We start from the raw sequence: 17,606 nt of genomic DNA, 5'->3' as shown, positions 1-17,606 counted from the left end.
GAGCCGTCGAACTGTGGCTACCCGCTCGCGATGTCGGCGCTGGGTGACATGGGACTGACCGGGCCCGGTGCCGATGATGGCGCGCGCCGTCTGGATGAGGGCGCGTCCGATGCCTCTGCGTTAGAGGGTGGCTTCGAGGTCTGAACACCGGTGGGGGCGTTTCGGGAGAGCCGAGGGCGACGAGGCCTTCTGAGTGACTAACTGAGTGACAACGCACCCGGACGTGTGCGGATGCTGACGGACTAGCAGGGATTGTTTCCCCAGCTCGGGGTAGCTTTAGCGCCGCAGGGGCGGACGAGTTGGGTTGCCTGGGGGTCAAGGGGTCGTGGGTTCAAATCCCGCCGTCCCGACACTGTTGTAGCAGGTCAGAGGCCTGATCACTCTCCAAGTGATCAGGCTTTTTTGTTGTCTGACCGTCGTTTGACCGTGAAGCTGAACGTGCCGACCACTCCCGACCGGTGTCCGTCAATACCGGAGCTGACCAGGGGATCCACGGTCAACGAGGCTGCTCCAGCCCGGTGTGTTCAAATGAACCGCCCCACCCAGCCGCCAGGGTTGCCCGTTTTCACCGGCGGCGTGGAGCGTCGCGATGGGCGATCGGGGACGCAGCGGTTCACAGGCCTGATGCGGCGATGTGGCCAACCGGGCGGGGCCAGGCCGAGTCCAACTGCATGAGACCTCAGAACGGAGAGGATCATCCAGACCCGACCAGACCGATGGCAAGGAAGTTGACCGGCCTCGCCCTGGCGATACTGACGATCTTCGCGGTCGCCGCGCCCGCGCACGCCGACCCGGCGTACGCCCAGTCGGTCGCGCACGCCCAGCCCCGGCACTCGATCCGCTGCGCCTCGCTCGACGCTTGCACCACCAAGGACGGCTCCTCGGTGCCCTGCAGGTCCTGGCGACTCGACCTGCTCGACGGCACCCACATGCGGCTCAAGGACGCGATGGTGAAGGCGCTCGGCGCCAAGGGTAACCGCACCCTGCAGACCGCGTGGGAGGCCTACCGCCAGCTCTTCACCAGCAACACCCAACGCGCCCGAGCCCTGCAACATGGCTGGAGTACTACAACACCCGACGACGTCCCACCGCACTGGACGGCCTACCACCGATCGGCCGACTGTCACCAACGCCATGACCGGGTATACCTAGGATCGGCAGAGTGACCGTCCCCGCCATGCGGGCCAGCGCCCGCGTTTTGCTGGTCGACCGCGACGACCGGCTCCTGCTGTTCCGTTTCCGTGCCTCCGACGATTTGCCCGCCTCCCACTTCTGGGCCACGCCCGGCGGTGGTGTCGACGACGAAGAGACCCTTTCTCAAGCGGCGGTGCGTGAACTGTCTGAGGAGACCGGTCACATCCTGGCTCCGCAGCGGCTGGGCCCGGTGGTGGCCGTCTCCTCTGGTCCTGCCCGATTCGGCGAGCTCACCCTTCACGCTGTCGATTCGTTCTTCTTCACCCGCGTCGACCGCCTGACCTTGGCTCCCTCCGGCCTCGAAGCTCACGAACGCGAGGCGATTGCCGCACACCGCTGGTGGACTGTCCAGGAGATTCAAACCACCTCCGACCTCGTCTTCCCCGTCGGCATCGGCGCGCTTTTGCCCCGGCTGCTTACCGGTGACCTCCCCTCCGAACCGGTGAGCCTGCCCTGGCGGCCGGCCACCGCCCAGTGAGGTCCCCGAGCGAGACAATCCGGTATCGCGTGCTCACATGCCCCCGGAACGCGCTGTCAGCTGAGGCTGCCCTGGACCTGCCGCAACCGATCGCGATCCAGGGGCGCTCTGATGACATAGTCGAAGCCCAGGCGCAGGTCTGGAGATCAGGAGAGACGGCTGTGCTAGGTAGCCTTGTCACGTGAGCGATTTGAAGCTGTTCCGGATTCAAGACGGAAAGGCAGCTGAGCTGCAAGGGAGCGCCTTCGCCGTCGAGGTGTCGTTACAGCGCCTGATCGAGAACAACATGGAGACGCTGTTTGGCGTACGGTTTCTGGAGACGGAGCACTCCACGGGCCCAGACATCGCGGCCGGATCGACTCACTCGGCATCGACGAGAACGGCTCTCCGGTCATCTTCGAGTACAAGCGCGCCAGCAACGAGAACGTCATCAACCAAGGGCTTTTCTACCTGGACTGGCTCCTCGACCATCGGGGCGAGTTCGAACTGCTGGTCATGCGGAAGCTCGGGGTGCAGGCCGCCGAGGAGATTGACTGGAGCAACCCCCGGCTCGTGTGCGTCGCCGGCGACTTCAACCGCTATGACGAGCATGCGATCATGCAGATGAACCGGTCGATCGAGCTGATCCGATACCGGGACTTCGATAGTGAGTTGCTCGCTCTAGAGCTGGTCGCGTCCCGCAGTGGCGCGGGCGGGTCCGGGGACAACTCACCGTCGAAGACCGGCGGCAAAGTACCGGCGCAGTACAAGACCGTGACCGAATCCCTCGCGCAAGCACCGCGGCCGCTCGCCGACTTGTACGGCCAACTGGAGGCTTTCATCGAGGGGTTGGGGGACGACGTCACCAAGAAGGTCCTGAAGTTGTACTTCGCCTTCCGCCGGATCAAAAACTTCGCTTGTGTCGAAGTTCATCCCAAATCCCAGGCAATTCTGGTCTTCGTGAAGGTCGATCCGGACAGCATCGAACTGGAGGAGGGCTTCAGCCGCGACGTCCGGAACATCGGCCATTTCGGCACCGGTGACCTGGAGCTTCGAATCCGCACCCACAACGATCTAGAAAAGGCGTTCCCCCTGATCCAGCTCAGTTATGGGATGAGCTGACCTTTTCGGACGGTAACCGGTAATTTGCCTTCGCTGTCCAGGTGGCCGCGGTCGCTATGCCTGGGTACCGAACCCTGTAGCGCAGAGCTCATCCCGAACGCCTGCCGATCATTCTTCGTCCTAGTCGTATACGTCGCACCGCGGCCGCTTCCGCGAAGGCTGACCTACAGGAAATTCGGCCGAGTCGGCCTGCCCCTGGGCGAGGGCAACCGCACTGGCACCCGCCGCCGCGGCGGCGCAGGTGCGATCAGATTAAGTCGCAACCCGATTCCTCGATTATGGTGGAGCACCAATTAGAAGAGTCGAGGTCATCGCCCATCCGTCCATGAAACAGCTTCCCGGCGTTGATCGACAGGGTAGTGGTAAGTCCTGTTGATATCAGGTCGAGCATCCGTAAGATGCGGGGAGACCAGAGATCGACTAGAGAGCCGAACCCACGTGACTCGATCCAATGGCACTACCGGCCATGAGAGGTCGGCGCGTTGACTTCGACGCAGCGTTTCCGGCATGTCATACCTTTCATTGCCGCACTGGTGACCGCGATAGCGGTCTTCGCGGGCATCGTGGCCGGGGTCAACGACGGCGACGGCTTGGGGCAGGAGCAGTTCATCTTCGCGATAGTCGCGTCGATGCTGTCTGGCGGTATCGCCTTCTGGCAGGTGAAGGACCAGGTCCGAAAGCAGCGCCAGGAGTTACCGGCAGCGAACGGCACACATCTTCCCCAGGCAGGACGGCTGTACCAGCTTCCACCCGATATCGAGGACTTCACTGGCCGGGCAGAGGACGCCGCCGAACTCGCGCGGCTGCTCATCTCTCGGAGAGCTGACACGGCGGTCGTCGTGACCGCCCTTTCCGGCAAGGGCGGCGTCGGCAAGACCACGCTCGCGCTGCACGTCGCGCACCGGGTCCGCAACCAGTTCCCTGACGGGCAGCTGTATGTGAACCTCCGCGGCGCCGAGGCGCAAGTGCTTGACCCCGCGGAGGTTCTCGGCCGGTTCCTCCGAGAGCTGGGCGTCGACTCGGCGAGTATTCCTGAGCACCTGGAGGACCGGGCGCGGATGTATCGCGCGCAGCTTGCCGACCGGCGGATTTTCCTCTTGCTGGATAATGCGCTCAACGAACAGCAAATACGCCCACTGCTCCCGGGAAGCGCGAGCTGCGCCGTCCTGATTACGAGCCGATCCCGGCTGGCTGCGCTATCCGGAGCGCATATCCACGCCCTCGACGTGATGACCACTAACCAGGCGCTGGATCTGCTCCGACACATCGTCGGTAGGGCGCGGGTGGCCGCGGAACCGGAGGCCGCGAGCGAGATCGTGCGACTGTGCGGACGCCTTCCCCTCGCGCTCCGTATCGCGGGGGCTCGGCTGGCATCCCGGCAGACCGACCGGCTGGCCGGCTTCGCCGCACGACTCCGTGACGAGCAGCACCGATTGGACCTGCTCAAAGTCGGTGATCTGGAGGTGCGTGCCAACTTCGCACTGAGCTACCAGGGATGCGACGAGGAACTCCGACGAGCGTTCCGGTTGCTCGGCGTCCTGAAGGCCGCTGATTTCTCCGCCTGGACACTGGCTGCGCTGGTCGGCGTATCGCTGCAGGCAGCCGAGGAGATGCTGGAACGCCTTGTCGACGCCGAACTGATCGAGATCGGTGGCGAGGACCGGACGGGAATCCGGCGCTACCGCTTCCATGACCTGCTGCGTGTTTATGCTCGCGAGCGACTCGCCGAAGAGGAGAGCGAGGCGGACCGCGATAAGGCGCTGGCCCGGCTGCTGGAGCTCTACATCGCACTGGCGACCAACGTCTCGGTGCTGCTCGAACCCGGCGGGTACGGCGAGCCCGCGCATGTGGACCCGGCGCTGCTTCGAGCGATCCACCGCGATCCCCGCGAGTACTTTCTCACCCACGAGACGACATTCCTTCTCGGTGTCGAACTTGCCGGTGAGACGGAGCTATGGCGGCATGCCTGGCGACTGACCAGGGCGCTTCCCATCACATCGCTCTGGCCGTCCGACTGGTCCACCTGGGTGCGTGTGCACCTGATCGGACTGGATGCCGCGCAGCGAGACGGCAGCCGCGAGGGCGAAGCCGAGATCCGCTGCCAGATGGGCGCGATCCACCGAGCGCAGGGCGACTACACCTCCGCCGAACAGCATCTGCGCGCATCGGCCGAGATAGCCGAGGAGATCGGCGATGAACTCAGAGGTGCGATCGCGCTGAGCGTGCTCGGTGACACTTATCGCTACACAGGCAGCCTCGATCAGGGGGTGCGCTGCTTCACGCAGGCATTGGACGTGTTCCGCCGACGCGACATCCCGCGGTACATCGCCTGGGCGCTCAACGGCCTTGGAGACCTCCAACGCGGACAGAGCAAGTGGCAGGAAGCGATCGACAGCTTCACTGAGTGCATCCAGATCTTCGACCAGCTAGGTGACCGGCTGGAGTCCGCTCGCGCCCGAGTACGGTTCGGCATTGTCTACCGGGATCAGTGCCTGTACGGGGAGGCAGAGCGCCTCTACCTCAACGGCCTCGGCGTGATCCGCGAGTCCGGTGATCGCCGCTGGGAAGCGCGAACGCTGCGCCAACTCGGGGTCCTGTGGCGCAACATGGGCCGTGCGAAACAGGCGATCAAGGCGCTGAACGAGGCACAGGAAATCTTCGAGGAGCTGGTAGACCGGCGTGGCGTCGCCGTCGTCCTCCGCAACAAGGGGGACGCTTACCGGCGCGCCGGTGACTATAAGGCGGCGCTGGAGTGCCTGGAGGACGCCTTGGCTCGCTTTCAAGAACTCGGGGATCGCCGCTGGCAGGCCCGCTCACGAATGAGCATTGCCGACACGATCCGACATGCTGCGCGGTGGGAGGAGGCGGACGCCCACCTGAAGGCCGCATCCGAAATCCTGCAGGAGATCGACGATCACCCCGGCCAAGCCCGTGTCCTGCGTACCTTCGGCCTCTTCCATGCCGGACAGCGGCATTGGAAACAGGCTGTCGAGGCCTACCAGGAGTCGCGGATGATCTACGAGTCGCTCGGCGACCGTGCCTGGGCTGGTCGAACGATGGCCGAGGAGGCGGCGGTCCATCAGGCGATGGGTGATGAGGAAACATGGCGTGACCTGCGGCAGCGGGCCGAACAGATCTGCCGCGATTGTGGTGCCCGCACCGACGACGAGGTCGGGCTCTGGCTCACGTCGTGGTGACCTGCGGATGTGACTCTGCGCGGCAGGGCAAAAGGAGAAGCAGTGGAATCTACGCGCTACGAGCAGACCCTGGCCGGGCACGACGGGCTTGCCGCCGCCATGGCTGTGGCCTCGGCGCAAGCCCGCGCCGCCGTCCCCGTGTCCATGCCACATGAGAGAGCGATCCGAGACATCGCCACCGGAGTCGCCGCGCCCGTCCTGGTCGGTTACGTGATCTGGCTGCTCCGCACGGCACAGGAGCGCCACTTGCACCGGTTGTGCTTTCTGTCCCGCGATGCCCAGGTCTTTTCCGAGATCGCCACGCGCCTGGCTCCTCGGCTAGGAATCCGGCTCCCCATGAGCTACGTGTACAGCAGCCGTCGCACGTGGAGCCTGGCTGCCTCCGACCCGTACGGGTTGGAGAAGGCCAACTGGCTGTTCAACAGCTTCATGCGCTCAAACGCAGCTGACGTATGCGCTCGCCTCGGCCTCGACATCGAGGAATTTACGGGAACACTGGCCGCCGCCGGTGCCTCGCTCTCGCCGTCGGCCCGAGCCGACGATCCAGAGCAGAATGCGGCGTTGCGGCGGTTCGTGGCGATGCCTGAGGTAGCGGAGGCGATGCGGCCGCGTATCGAGCAGATGCGGCAACTCGTACGCGACTACGCCATCCAGGAAGGCATCGCCTCGGGGAGCACAGGCCTTGTCGATGCCGGCTGGACCGGACGGATGATCGGCGCCCTGCACTCTGTCCTGACGTCCGCCGATTTGCCCGTGCCTCAGACTTTCTTCTGGGGACACGAGCCGCGCGCATCCGGCTGGACCGATTCAGAGTTCATCACCGCGTATATATACAACACCGTTGCCGAGCCAGGAGTGCGGTGGCGAGTACCCGACGTTCCATACATCGTGGAGACATTCTGCATGGCAGACCACGCCATCGTGTCCGGCTTCGAACGTACGCCGGAGGCAGGACGGATCGAGGCGGTGCTTGAGAAGTCCAATGCGCCTGTCTTCGCGTGGGGATTCGATGTCTACCGCGCTGCGATCTACGCCTTCTGCTCGGCGCTTTCGCTTTCCCACGCCGGTGACGACATCCGCCCGGTGCTTTCGTCCCTGCTGTACGACTTCTGGATCACGCCCACAGAGGAGGAAGCCGCAGCGTGGGGGGCGTACCCCTACGACTCCGACCCCCTCGGCAGGGCCACCCTGCCGCTAGCCCGCGCTTTCACCGAGCAAGAACTGAACCCCCTACTCCACGGCGACGGCTCGTTCGAACAGGGAAACCGGGCGTGGCTGCAGGGATCCCTCGCACTAAGCGGTCCGGCTGGAAGGCAGGCGGCCGCCATGCTGTCTCCTCAATACGCCACACTCGGCAGCCCCGCCACCGACTGACTGGTGCAACGGCGGTCCGGTGTCTTCAGGAGTTCGTGTTCCCGCTAAGGGAACAGCCCGTGGTGCGCGGCGGCGATAGGTGTGAGGGCGGCTCTATCGGTCAAATAGGGTTCACCCTCATTGAGGACATCCAGGCCGCAACCGTGGCCCTGCGCACCCACGAACCCCCGTCTATGACGTCGAGAGGGTGTTTCACAGAGTATGGCCCGCTGTCGTCCTCGGGACACTGGATATTGGGATACCCCTGCTTCCTGTCTTTGCTGATCAAACAACACAAGGCGTTCGAATCTCACTAATCGTCGCTGCCATCGCCCCTCTTTCAATCGACGGGCGTGAATGTGTCTAACCGTGTTGATGCAACTGTCCATAAGCTCCTATCCGAAGAAGGTCGCAACCATAAGCGATTTGATTAAGTTGGGCTCCAATTGGACGACTTGTGTGACGTCGTTGGGGATCGATGGCACCGCCCCGTAAGCACTGCTAACCGAGCACCGCTTCCAGATAGCGCTGTTTCCAGATCCCTGCGAGAGTGGAAACGGGAAACAACGGTACCGGCCTTGTCTGAGCGGCCGCTCCTGTCGCAACCTTGGGGAGTCGGCTGTTCGGCCTGGAAGTGACGGAGGTCCAGACAGTGCGACAGCCGATCCAGTTCGGACAGGAGCTTCGGAGGCTGCGAATCGCCTCAAATCTCACTTTGACCGATCTCGCGAATCGGGTCCATTACAGCAAGGGTCAGCTCAGCAAAGTGGAGCGAGGGCTCAAAGTGCCGAGTCGGGACCTCGCCCGCCTCTGCGACGCCGCGCTCAACGCCGGGGGTGCCCTGGTGAAACTCGCGCCGGCAATGCAGACCAAGGTAGCTGAGGTACGGGCAACGGAGGGCGCCGACGAGGAGGTGTGGCTGATGCAATTATCCGCGGACGGTCAGAGTTGGTTCCAGCCAATGGGCCGACGACAGGTCCTCGCCGCCGGGGTCGCATCTATCGCCGGTATGAGCATCGGCGGCACAACACCACACCACCACCGAGGGTGACGTCCCCTCGGGTGGTGTAACTCCAAGCTGTTGATGCAAGCCCCGGACATGGGGCGAGCCATCGTGTGACGGTCAGCGATTCCCGACCAAAGGTTCTCGCGGAGGACACCACACGATGGCTCTGGACCAGTCTGCCCTGCTCAACCTGCTGGAGTCTTTGAAAGCCGCCGACGCCGACGACGTCATCCGCCACGCGCTGCAAGCCGTCCTGCAAGCGCTCATCGAGGCGGAGGCGACCGCAGTCATCGGCGCCGCCCCACACCAGCGCACCGAGACCCGCACCAACCAGCGCAACGGCTACCGCGACCGGCTGCTGACCACCGCCGCCGGCGATCTGGAACTGAAGATCCCCAAGCTGCGGTCCGGGTCGTTCTTCCCCTCCCTGCTGGAACGCCGCCGCCGTATCGACCAGGCGCTGTTCGCCGTGGTGATGGAGGCCTACCTGCAGGGGGTGTCCACCCGAAGCGTGGACGACCTGGTCAAAGCCCTCGGCGCCGAGACCGGGATCTCCAAAAGCGAGGTCTCGCGCATCTGCGCCGACCTCGACAGCGAGGTGGCCGCCTTCCGCGACCGGCCGCTGTCCCACACCACCTTCCCCTACGTCTTCCTCGACGCCACCTACTGCAAGGCCCGCGTGAACCACCGGGTCGTCTCCCAGGCCGTGGTCATCGCCACCGGCGTCAGCATCGACGGCCGCCGGGAGATCCTCGGATTCGCCGTCGGCGACAGCGAAGACGGCGCGTTCTGGACCGCGTTCCTGCGCTCGCTGAAGGGCCCGCGGCCTGACCGGGGTCCAGCTTGCCATCTCCGACGCCCACGCCGGCCTGGTGGCTGCGTTGCGGGCGGTCTTCCTCGGCGCCTCCTGGCAGCGCTGCCGCGTTCACTTCATGCGCAACGTTTTGGCCCGCGTGCCCAAGGGATCAGCGGAAATGGTCGCCGCGGCGATCCGGACCATCTTCGCCCAGCCCAACGCCCAGACCGTCCGGGCCCAGCTGACCACCATCGCCACCATGCTCGGCCGCCAGTTCCCCGTCGTGGAGCAGATGCTCCTCGACGCCACCGACGACATCACCGCATTCGCCGACTTCCCCGCCCAGCACTGGAAGAAGATCTGGTCGACCAACCCCCTGGAACGACTGAACCGGGAGATCAAACGCCGTTCCGACGTCGTCGGGGTCTTTCCCAACCCCACCGCGCTGGGCCGCCTGGCCGGCGCCGTGCTGGCCGAGCACCACGACGAATGGCAAGTCAGCGACCGCCGCTACCTGTCGGAGGGCTCCATGACCCAACTCACCGCCCCGCCCGCAGACGATCCGGCCGAACCCCTGGCGCACACCGCCCTGGCCGCGTCATAGTCACACCAACCCACAACTCGCCGACCCCACACGATCAGCAGCGAGTTACACCACCCGGCGGGACATCACCAGGGGCCCGCCAGATTCGATTGACACGCGGAACGGCGCATGCTTTGTTTGTAACTAGTTACAGCAACTAGTTACTTTCGAGAGGGCGTAAGCCGTCGAGCCGAGGTCATCAGTTCCCTTTCATTCGCCCCGGCTTAGACGATGAGCGCCGAGATCGGCGACATCCGAAACGACCCGACAAGCCCCACGAAAGACGAGGGAGACCGGAGCAGCATGGTCGAGCATGTGGTCGTCATCGGTGCCGGCGTCTACGGTGCGGCGGTGACCGCCGCGCTGACGCGGCGGGGCGCTCGTGTCACGGTCGTTGACGCCGGTGCACCGGCGGCTGGCAGCTCTGGTGCGACGTTCTCGTGGACCAACTCCTGCGGCAAGCAGCCGCGGTCGTACCACGATTTCAGCGTCGCGAGTATGGCGGCCCATCGCAAGCTGGCCACCGACGTGCCTCATGGCGACTGGTACCACGAGGGCGGCAACCTCGAATGGGCCGCCGACGACGCCGGGCGCGAGGCACTGCGCAAGAAGGTTGCGGGCGTCCTCGACTACGGATACGAGGCACGGTGGCTCAGCCGAGCGGAGGCGCTGGGCCTGGAACCGGACATGGACCCCGCCGAGTTGCCGGCAGGCGAGATCGCCTACTTCCCGCGCGAAGGCTGGATCGAGCCGGTGCGCCTGATCGCCCACCTGCTGTCGAGGGCGGTGGCCGGCGGTTCCGAACTGGCGGCGAACGACGCCGTCACCGCACTGGAGGTGACTGCGGGCACGGTGCGCGCCGTGCGGCTCGCCTCCGGCCGGCGGCTCCTCGCGGATGCGGTCGTGAACTGTGCAGGACCCCAGGCCGCCGGGATCGCCGCGCTGGCCGGACTGGTTCTGCCCATGCGCAACACCCGCGGTGTGCTCGTCTGCTCCTCACCGGTCGCGGTATCGGTCTCGCGCGTCATCCATGCCCCGCACGTCCACCTACGCCCGGATGGCGGCGGGCGGCTGCTGCTGCACACCCATGAGATCGACGGCACGGCACACGTGTCCGGCACCGGGGAGATCAGCGTCGACCCGTCGGCCATCGACAAGGTGGTCGAGGCCGGTCGTGCGCTGTACCCGGGAATGCGAGCCTCGACCGTGGAAGCCGTCCGGGTCGGTCAACGGCCCATCCCCGGCGACGGCCTGCCGGTACTCGGCCGGGTCGTCGCGCTGCCCAACTTCCACTTCGCGGTCTCGCACAGCGGCGCGACGCTCAGCGTGCACGCCGGCGACCTGGTCGCCGGCGAGGTGCTCGGTGAGGACCACGACGACGCGCTGGCCGCGTTCCGGTTCGAGCGGCCGGCACTGGCGGCCCGGTAACGGAGGGATCATGCGCACGATCGTCCTGCATGGCTGCGACCTGGTCGACGGCACGGGCACGGATCCACGGCACGGGGTGGACATCGTCGTCGCGGGGGGCACCATTCGCGAGATCGTTCCCGCGCGACCGGCTGACGCCTACGGCACGGTGGACGAGATCGTTGACGCGGCCGGAATGCTGATGATCCCCGGACTGATCAACAACCACACACATGGCACCGCGTACGGACCGCTGTTTCCCAGCGGACACGTGGGCCTGCCACACGAGCAGGTCCTCGCCAACCTCGACCGGCACCTGCTGGAAGGGACGACCACGGTGCTCTGCGTGGACGGGTTCGTCACCGCCGAGGCGCTCGCGCGCACCGGTGAAGTGCACCCGATCAACGTCAAACTCGCCTCGTGCAACACCCCGGCGTGCCTGGCGGCGGCGACCATCGCCGACGGCGGCGGCCTCACCGAGGCGAACCGCATGTTCACCGCGCGGCACGCGGTACGCGCCGGCGCGGTCGCGCTCGGCGAGATCGGGGCGGGACACACCCTCGGTGGGGGCGGGGCGAGTTACATGTACATCCCGGCCGAGATCGAGAGACGTACCGGCGTGAAGATCACACCCCGGCAGGCGAACGGGCTGAAGACCGCGGTGCTGGGCCGGCACATCTCGGAGAAGGCGTTCGATCGGGACCGTGTCGAGGAGGCCCTGGCGAGCGCGGGCCTGACTGGCACGCTCTCGGTCGAGGACACCCGTGAGATCGTCTCCGGCATCGTGCTGCCGGCCTTCGACATCGCCTTGCACGGGCTCGCCGAGGCGGCCGGGCAAGCTCGCGAGGCGGGCGTCCCGGTGCTGGTGCACAACGCGGCGGCATCGATGACCCAGGTCGCCTCCATCGCGGAGACGGACGTGACGCTGATCGCCGGGCACTCCAACCACTCGAGCTTCGAGCTCCGCGAGGCGGTCGAGCACGCCGGACGGCTCAAGGAGATGGGTGCGATCGTGGATGTCTCCACCCTGGACACCTTCGGGGCACAGCGGCTCACAACGGGGCCGGAATTGCTTTATGCGATGTTTTCCGCGGGGGTGGTCGACACGATCTCGACCGACTACGCGGGCGGCCACCACGACCCGATCCTGCTGGCGATCGACCGATCCATCAAGGCGGGTGTGGTGAGTCTGCCGGCGGCGGTCGCGATGGCGACCGCCAACGTCGCGGACGCCATCCCCGGCGTGGCACCGCGGCGTGGCCGTATCCTGCCGGGAACGATCGCCGACCTCGTGCTGACGGACCCTGCGGAGCTCCACCACGTGGGGATCGTCATGGTCGGTGGCGAGATCGTCGCGAGAGCCGGTCGGCGCGTCGCCGCCTGACCGGCGCCGGAACTGCTGGGGGGACCGGGAGAATCATGGTGAAACGAGCGACCATCGGCGACGTCGCCGCGGACGCCGGCGTGTCCACGGCCACGGTCTCCCGCGTCCTCAACGGCGGCGCCGTCACCGAGGCGACCGCCACCCGGGTGTGGGAAGCGGTCGCTCGTCTCGAGTACACCCCCAACGCGCTCACCAGGGGCGTCTTCGCCGGACGCTCCAGCACGATCGGAGTCGTCATCCGCGACCTGAGCAGCCCGTTCTACCTGGACCTGATCCGCGGCATCGACGAGGTGGCGGCCGCAAACGACAGCCTCGTCATGCTCGCCAACACCTTCCGTCGCGTCGACCGCGAGGTCGCCCAGGTACGGACCATGGACGAACAGAGGGTGCGCGGCCTGATCGTGACGACCGGCGAAGCGACCGATGGCCGGACACGCCGGATGGCCGAGAACGGCACCCCCTGCGTGATCATCGCGCGCTCCGTGCTGGACGCGCCGCCCGGCATGCACTCGATCAGCTTGGACAACATCGAGGCCGGGCGGCTGATGGCCGTCCATCTGGCCGGGTGCGGGCGGTCGTCCATAGGCGTCGTGTCCTCGGGACGCCGCACGTCTCAGATCGAGCGCACGGCGGGGCTGAGGCGGGCCCTCGCGGACCTGGGGCTGCCCTTGCCCGAGGACGCGGTGATGGTCGCGGAAACCGAAGACGAGGTGAGCGGTGCCGTCGACACGCTGCTCGTCCGTGGCCGTGATCGCGGCGAGCCATTGGACGCGATCGTCTGCACCACCGGCCGACTCACCGTCGCGGTCCACGCGGCCCTCACCGCTCGCGGCATCGCCATCCCCGGCGACATCGCGTTCGTGACGATGGACGATTTTCCGTGGGCCACCGCGCTCGGGATCACCGTGATCGCCCAGCCCTCCTACCAGATGGGCCTGAAGGCGGGCGAACTCGTCGTCGACCGCCCCAGCGGGCCGGTCGAGTTGGTCTTCGCGCCTACGTTGGTCGCCCGCACCTCGTGCGGCGAAGCGCCAGAAGGCCTGATCCCGTACCCCGGCAGCTCGGCGCTCCCGCCAAGCAGTCCAGCCCCGACTGCGCTGCCCACGGTCGTTCCCCACTCGCCTACCAGCGCAATGTGACCAGGCGTACAGCGGTGTGGGGTCGATCAGCGGGACCGAGCGGATCGTCGGGTGCGGCGGGAGGGGTATGTCCGCGGGCAGCAGGCTGAAGTGCTGCGTGTCGGCTGCCAGGTCTGCCAGGAAGTGGTCCAGTCCGAGATTCGTGCCTTCGGCGTGCTGGTGGATGCCGAAGGCCGTGGCGAAGCGGTGCAGGAAGTCCAGCCGGTGGAGCGGGCCGGGGGTCCACAGCACGCCGTCGCGCAACTGTGCCGGACGGATCGCGGGGGCGTCCGCCAGCGGGTGGTCGGCGTGAAGGATCGCGTCCACAGGTTCGAGCCGTACCAGACGAGGGCGGCCACTTCGCCTCGCTGGAACGCCCCGACCTCGTGGCCGACGACATCCGCGCGTTCTTCGCATCCCTGCGCTGACCTCGGCCCGAGATGAGGGTCGTTTCGTCGTACGTCAAGCAGACTGCGGGCGGGACAGTCCCGCCCGGGGACCAGGTGAGGACGACACGTCTTGCGCGCAGTCGAACAATCCGCACGTCACTAGACGCCGTCCGGAGTTACCTGAACGCCGTTGGGCTGCGAAAACGCCTACTCCAACGTCCTGGGGGTCAAGGGGTCGTGGGTTCAAATCCCGCCGTCCCTTCTAGAGACGCTTAATGGCTGGGGTTACGGGGGTCGGAAGTCTAGGCCGGTCTTGGCGAGGAAGCCGGTGACTAGGGCAGGGCGATACTGCATGCGTTTGAGCCGGTTCTTCACCAGGGCGATCAGTTGGTCGACGGTGCGCATGGCGAGGTTGGCCAGGCTCTTCTTCATGTGCGCCCACACGCCCTCGACCGGGTTCAGCTCGGGGGCGTAGGCGGGCAGGTGGAACACCGTCAGCCACGGGCGGGCGGCGATCAGGCGTCTCATCTCGGCGGAGGTGTGAGTGTTGAGGTTGTCCCACACCACCACGATCGGCCCGCCGAGCTGGTGGTGAGCGGCGTCGAACAGGGCCGCGTAGTCGGCCTCGGAGAACCCTCGGCGTTCTCCCTTGCGTCCACGATGCTGCCGGAGCCGGTAGATCAGCCGTGGCCGCGCCTGTGGGGTGCCGGGGCGGGTGGCGATCAGGCCGGCGATCGACACGCGTCCGGTGCCCTTGACCGGCAGCGACACGATCGGGGTGTGCCCCTTGCGGCCCCAGGTACGGCCCTTGGGAGACCTCAGGGTCTGGCCGGCCTCGTCTTCGAAGCACAGCCACGCACCCTGCTGCGCCGCCAGCCTTTTATGATCGGCCACTGCTCGTCCTCCCAGGCGGCGATGGCCTTCTCGTCGCGTTCGGCGGCGCGGCGACAGGGTGCCTGCCAGCTCCATCCCAGCCGATGCAGCAGGTAACACACCCCGCCCACGGTGTAGCTCACCCGGAACAGGCGCCCGATCACCTCGGCGATCCGGGCCAGGGTCCAGCACTGGTCATCCCAGCCATGCGCCATCGGCCCTTCCTCCAGAGCCTGCTCCAGCCGGGCGAGCTGGGCGTCATCCAGCTTGCATGCCGCCCCGCCGGCCCCTTTGGAGACCAGGGCCTCGCGGCCGCCGTTCTCCAGCGCCCGCCGCCACCGGTTGGCCGACATCCGCGACACCCGAAACTCCCGCGCGACCTCGGCATCACTCGCGCCGTCGGCGAACCGGCCGGCTGCTTGCATCCTCACCTGCTCGCGGCGTAATCGCTGATCGGCGGTCAAGCCACCGCCATCGGGATACCTCATGCACCCCAGGTAGCACCGCGACGACCGGCTGCCAGCTCACGCCGAGGTCAGGCCATATAACCCTCACCATTGAAGGTCTCTAGCAGGTCGGAGCCGTGATCACGCGAGGGTGATCACGGCTTTTCTGTTTCTCGTTGCTCGTTTGTTGCTCGGACGAGCCGTCAGTTGCCGACACCCCGCTGCCCGTCATTGCCGCAGGCTGTCGCGTGTTCCGGCTCACCGACGTCAGTCCGGGACGCGAATGTTCAACGGGTAGCTCACAACCAGGGGTCATTTAAATCTACGACGTAAAGGCGTTCGCTTTCGTGCTCACCCAAGCATCCGGGCGTAAGGCGTCAGGAGTCACGATAGGAATCCCGTATGCGCGAGCCTTACGGCCTTTCCGTCGCCGGTGAAGACGACGAGAGCGCCCGGCGGCAGTTCGAACCGGCTCGTCGGGCGCTGGGAGTTCTGGCCGCATCAGTCCGGGCGTCCTCGACGGCTTCGAGCGGCAGATGGAGCAGGGTGGCGACGAGGTTGAGCTCCTGGCGCTCGGCCTCAGCCACCACGCCGTCGGCCAGGGCGGCCCGGGCGATCGCGGTGAGATAGTGACGGTGCAGCTGGTCCAGGTCGGCTCGGTACAGTCCCAGCGTGGCCGCAAGATCGACAAGAGCGTCAGTCTCCGCAGCGGAAGGTGTACGCCGGAGGCGTGGCCCTTAAGGGAGGTACACAACATGATCACTGGCGGAGTGCAACATGGGCCCGTGATCCAGGCAGGCCGGACCCGCGCTCCCGGACAATGGCGCGGCTGCCGGCTACCACAGACTGTTCCGCTCAGCGGGCGGGGCGACCTGGGCGATGTCCTTGGACGTGATGACCAGGAGCTTGTCCGTCAAGTCGGCAAGCGCGCGGGCCGTGGCGAGTTCGTCGCCGATTTCGGGGACCGAGGGGTCGGCGGGGTTGCGGCGTGCGTGTCCCGCACCGGCCAGGCGCCCGGCCTCGGACGATGCGACGGCGGGCCGCTGCGAGCGGTATTCCGTGCCGTGTCGTTTCTACCCCCCGCTGTACGCTTCCCAGACCATCTCAGGAGTGAAGCGGTTGTCGCTGCAGATCTTGAGTCTGAGGAACTCCGGGCTGCCCACCGTGCTTTTACTCAGGCAGAACGGGTGATCGGGGTAGTAGGCGCGGGAGCGGAAGACGTACTTGTTGACACCCATCGGGACGGCCATCCAAACGGTGTTGCCACTGCACGGCCCGAGAACCACTGCATTACCGCCGTCCGGCGAGGACGCGGCGCCAAATGCGATGCATTGTCCCGTCAGTTTGTTCTCCAGTTTGACCTCGCCTATTTTGCCAGTTCTGGGAAACCTCACCTTCCAGAGCTGCGAATCTTTGGCGAACCCGCTCGCGTTCAACCGAACGAATCCATTGATCTTGCCGTCTGGGGCCCATTGCACGTCCATTGAGCGAAGGGCGAAGGGGGCGGTCTTGTCCTTCGTGGTGCCCCGGAGATGGAACCATCCGGCGGGCATGGCATTGGCGGGTGTCGCCGTGAGAGGAACGAGCCCCGCCGCCAGAATCGTGACGCCGGTCAGAGCGGTGAGTGTTGCGCGGCGCATCGGGTGTCCTTTCACAGTCGTGTAGTGAGGCACCTCTTATGTACGGCAGGGCACTTTCATCCGGACTGACGAACCTTGACGGCGGCTTAAGAGCCGCTTGATCAGATCTTTCGGCGGCGCCGGCCATACCGGTGCTTGCTCACGTCGGGCACCGCGGGCGCCCGTGACGCCCGTACTGAGCTTCCCCCCGTTCTCCGGACACCTCGCCTGAGGTCACCCTTGATCATCAGGAAGGATGTCCCTCATGCCCGCACCACACCCTCCAGAGTTCCGGCGCCGCGCGGTTGAGCTGGCGCGCCAGGGTGACAAATCCCTCGTCCAGCTCGCCAAGGACCTGGGCATCAGCCGCTCGTGCCTGCAGAACTGGATGAATCAAGCCGACGCCGACGACAATCCCGCTGCCGGCGGGGAGCGCCTGACCAGCGCCGAGAAGAAGGAACTGGCGGAACTGCGGCGGCGCAACAAACAGCTTGAGATGGAAAACGACATCCTCAAGCGGGCGGCCGCCTACTTTGCCAGAGAAAACGTCCTCCCAAAGTAATCTACTCGCTGGTCCGTGAACTCGCCGACGACGGTATCCCGGTCGCGGTGGCCTGCCGAGTCCTCAACGTATCGACATCGGGATATTACGACTGGCGGGG

At 66.2% G+C, this 17,606-nt stretch carries 12 protein-coding genes and 3 pseudogenes; 11 read left to right on the top strand and 4 right to left on the bottom strand.

All coding sequences use genetic code 11. The features are described 5' to 3' along the window. Positions 1 to 974: 974 nt before the first annotated feature. From HHX30_RS42265 to HHX30_RS36965, 10 genes and pseudogenes are all read left to right on the top strand, one after another. A pseudogene (locus tag HHX30_RS42265) lies at positions 975 to 1,138 on the top strand (integrase core domain-containing protein); the annotation flags it as partial. A 24-nt stretch (positions 1,139 to 1,162) separates the two neighbouring features. Then, complete coding sequence (locus HHX30_RS37005) at positions 1,163 to 1,672, top strand: NUDIX hydrolase (RefSeq protein WP_211593282.1); 510 nt, start codon at positions 1,163 to 1,165, stop codon at positions 1,670 to 1,672. A 495-nt stretch (positions 1,673 to 2,167) separates the two neighbouring features. Next, positions 2,168 to 2,773: a DUF5655 domain-containing protein gene (locus HHX30_RS37000; protein WP_211593280.1), complete on the top strand. Its 606-nt coding sequence runs from the start codon at positions 2,168 to 2,170 to the stop codon at positions 2,771 to 2,773. Positions 2,774 to 3,255: 482 nt separating this feature from the next. Further along, the gene (locus HHX30_RS36995) at positions 3,256 to 5,970 is read left to right on the top strand and encodes a tetratricopeptide repeat protein (protein ID WP_169988452.1); all 2,715 of its coding nucleotides are present in this window, start codon (positions 3,256 to 3,258) and stop codon (positions 5,968 to 5,970) included. 42 nt (positions 5,971 to 6,012) lie between these two features. Then, positions 6,013 to 7,344: a hypothetical protein gene (locus tag HHX30_RS36990; RefSeq protein WP_169988450.1), complete on the top strand. Its 1,332-nt coding sequence runs from the start codon at positions 6,013 to 6,015 to the stop codon at positions 7,342 to 7,344. Positions 7,345 to 7,957: 613 nt separating this feature from the next. Next, complete coding sequence (locus tag HHX30_RS36985; RefSeq protein ID WP_311923013.1) at positions 7,958 to 8,374, top strand: helix-turn-helix transcriptional regulator; 417 nt, start codon at positions 7,958 to 7,960, stop codon at positions 8,372 to 8,374. A gap of 115 nt (positions 8,375 to 8,489) precedes the next feature. Beyond that, a pseudogene (locus HHX30_RS36980) lies at positions 8,490 to 9,729 on the top strand (IS256 family transposase). Positions 9,730 to 10,011: 282 nt separating this feature from the next. Further along, entirely contained in the window at positions 10,012 to 11,136 is a 1,125-nt protein-coding gene (locus tag HHX30_RS36975) for an FAD-binding oxidoreductase (RefSeq protein ID WP_169988446.1), read from the top strand. A gap of 10 nt (positions 11,137 to 11,146) precedes the next feature. Next, positions 11,147 to 12,499 (top strand): amidohydrolase family protein, encoded by a 1,353-nt coding sequence (locus HHX30_RS36970; protein ID WP_169988444.1) that lies wholly within the window; start codon positions 11,147 to 11,149, stop codon positions 12,497 to 12,499. Between the two features lie 35 nt (positions 12,500 to 12,534). Beyond that, positions 12,535 to 13,638, top strand: coding sequence for a LacI family DNA-binding transcriptional regulator (locus HHX30_RS36965; protein WP_169988442.1), 1,104 nt, complete (start codon positions 12,535 to 12,537; stop codon positions 13,636 to 13,638). A gap of 653 nt (positions 13,639 to 14,291) precedes the next feature. Here the strand turns inward: HHX30_RS36965 and HHX30_RS36960 are convergent. From HHX30_RS36960 to HHX30_RS36945, 4 genes and pseudogenes are all read right to left on the bottom strand, one after another. Further along, on the bottom strand, positions 14,292 to 14,900 hold the full coding sequence (locus HHX30_RS36960) for a transposase (RefSeq protein WP_169988440.1): 609 nt from the start codon (positions 14,898 to 14,900) through the stop codon (positions 14,292 to 14,294). Beyond that, positions 14,825 to 15,343 (bottom strand): winged helix-turn-helix domain-containing protein, encoded by a 519-nt coding sequence (locus HHX30_RS36955; protein WP_249350855.1) that lies wholly within the window; start codon positions 15,341 to 15,343, stop codon positions 14,825 to 14,827. The genes HHX30_RS36960 and HHX30_RS36955 overlap by 76 nt, the downstream gene beginning before the upstream one ends. 818 nt (positions 15,344 to 16,161) lie before the next feature. After that, positions 16,162 to 16,344 (bottom strand): annotated as a pseudogene (locus tag HHX30_RS36950) (dsRBD fold-containing protein); the annotation flags it as partial. Positions 16,345 to 16,398: 54 nt separating this feature from the next. Further along, a complete protein-coding gene (locus HHX30_RS36945; protein WP_169988436.1) occupies positions 16,399 to 16,965 on the bottom strand; it encodes an RICIN domain-containing protein in 567 nt (188 codons plus the stop codon). Between the two features lie 244 nt (positions 16,966 to 17,209). Between HHX30_RS36945 and HHX30_RS36940 the strand changes: the two genes are divergently transcribed. Next, positions 17,210 to 17,506 carry a transposase gene (locus HHX30_RS36940; protein ID WP_169988434.1) on the top strand — a complete coding sequence of 99 codons (297 nt, stop codon included), beginning with the start codon at positions 17,210 to 17,212 and terminating at the stop codon, positions 17,504 to 17,506. Positions 17,507 to 17,606: the final 100 nt, after the last annotated feature.

It is taken from the genome of Microbispora sp. H10836 (assembly GCF_012999525.1).
Classification (GTDB): domain Bacteria; phylum Actinomycetota; class Actinomycetes; order Streptosporangiales; family Streptosporangiaceae; genus Microbispora.
Note: the sequence above shows the minus strand (reverse complement) of the source record. Positions and strands in the feature narration are given on the sequence as shown.

Bases quoted from the DNA above. Each gene is read 5' to 3' on its own strand.
- HHX30_RS36970 (WP_169988444.1), top strand. From the start codon at position 11,147: ATGCGCACGATCGTCCTGCATGGCTGCGACCTGGTCGACGGCACGGGC.
- HHX30_RS36940 (WP_169988434.1), top strand. From the start codon at position 17,210: ATGCCCGCACCACACCCTCCAGAGTTCCGGCGCCGCGCGGTTGAGCTG.
- HHX30_RS36975 (WP_169988446.1), top strand. From the start codon at position 10,012: ATGGTCGAGCATGTGGTCGTCATCGGTGCCGGCGTCTACGGTGCGGCG.
- HHX30_RS36965 (WP_169988442.1), top strand. From the start codon at position 12,535: ATGGTGAAACGAGCGACCATCGGCGACGTCGCCGCGGACGCCGGCGTG.
- HHX30_RS37000 (WP_211593280.1), top strand. From the start codon at position 2,168: ATGCGGAAGCTCGGGGTGCAGGCCGCCGAGGAGATTGACTGGAGCAAC.
- HHX30_RS36945 (WP_169988436.1), bottom strand. From the start codon at position 16,965: ATGCGCCGCGCAACACTCACCGCTCTGACCGGCGTCACGATTCTGGCG.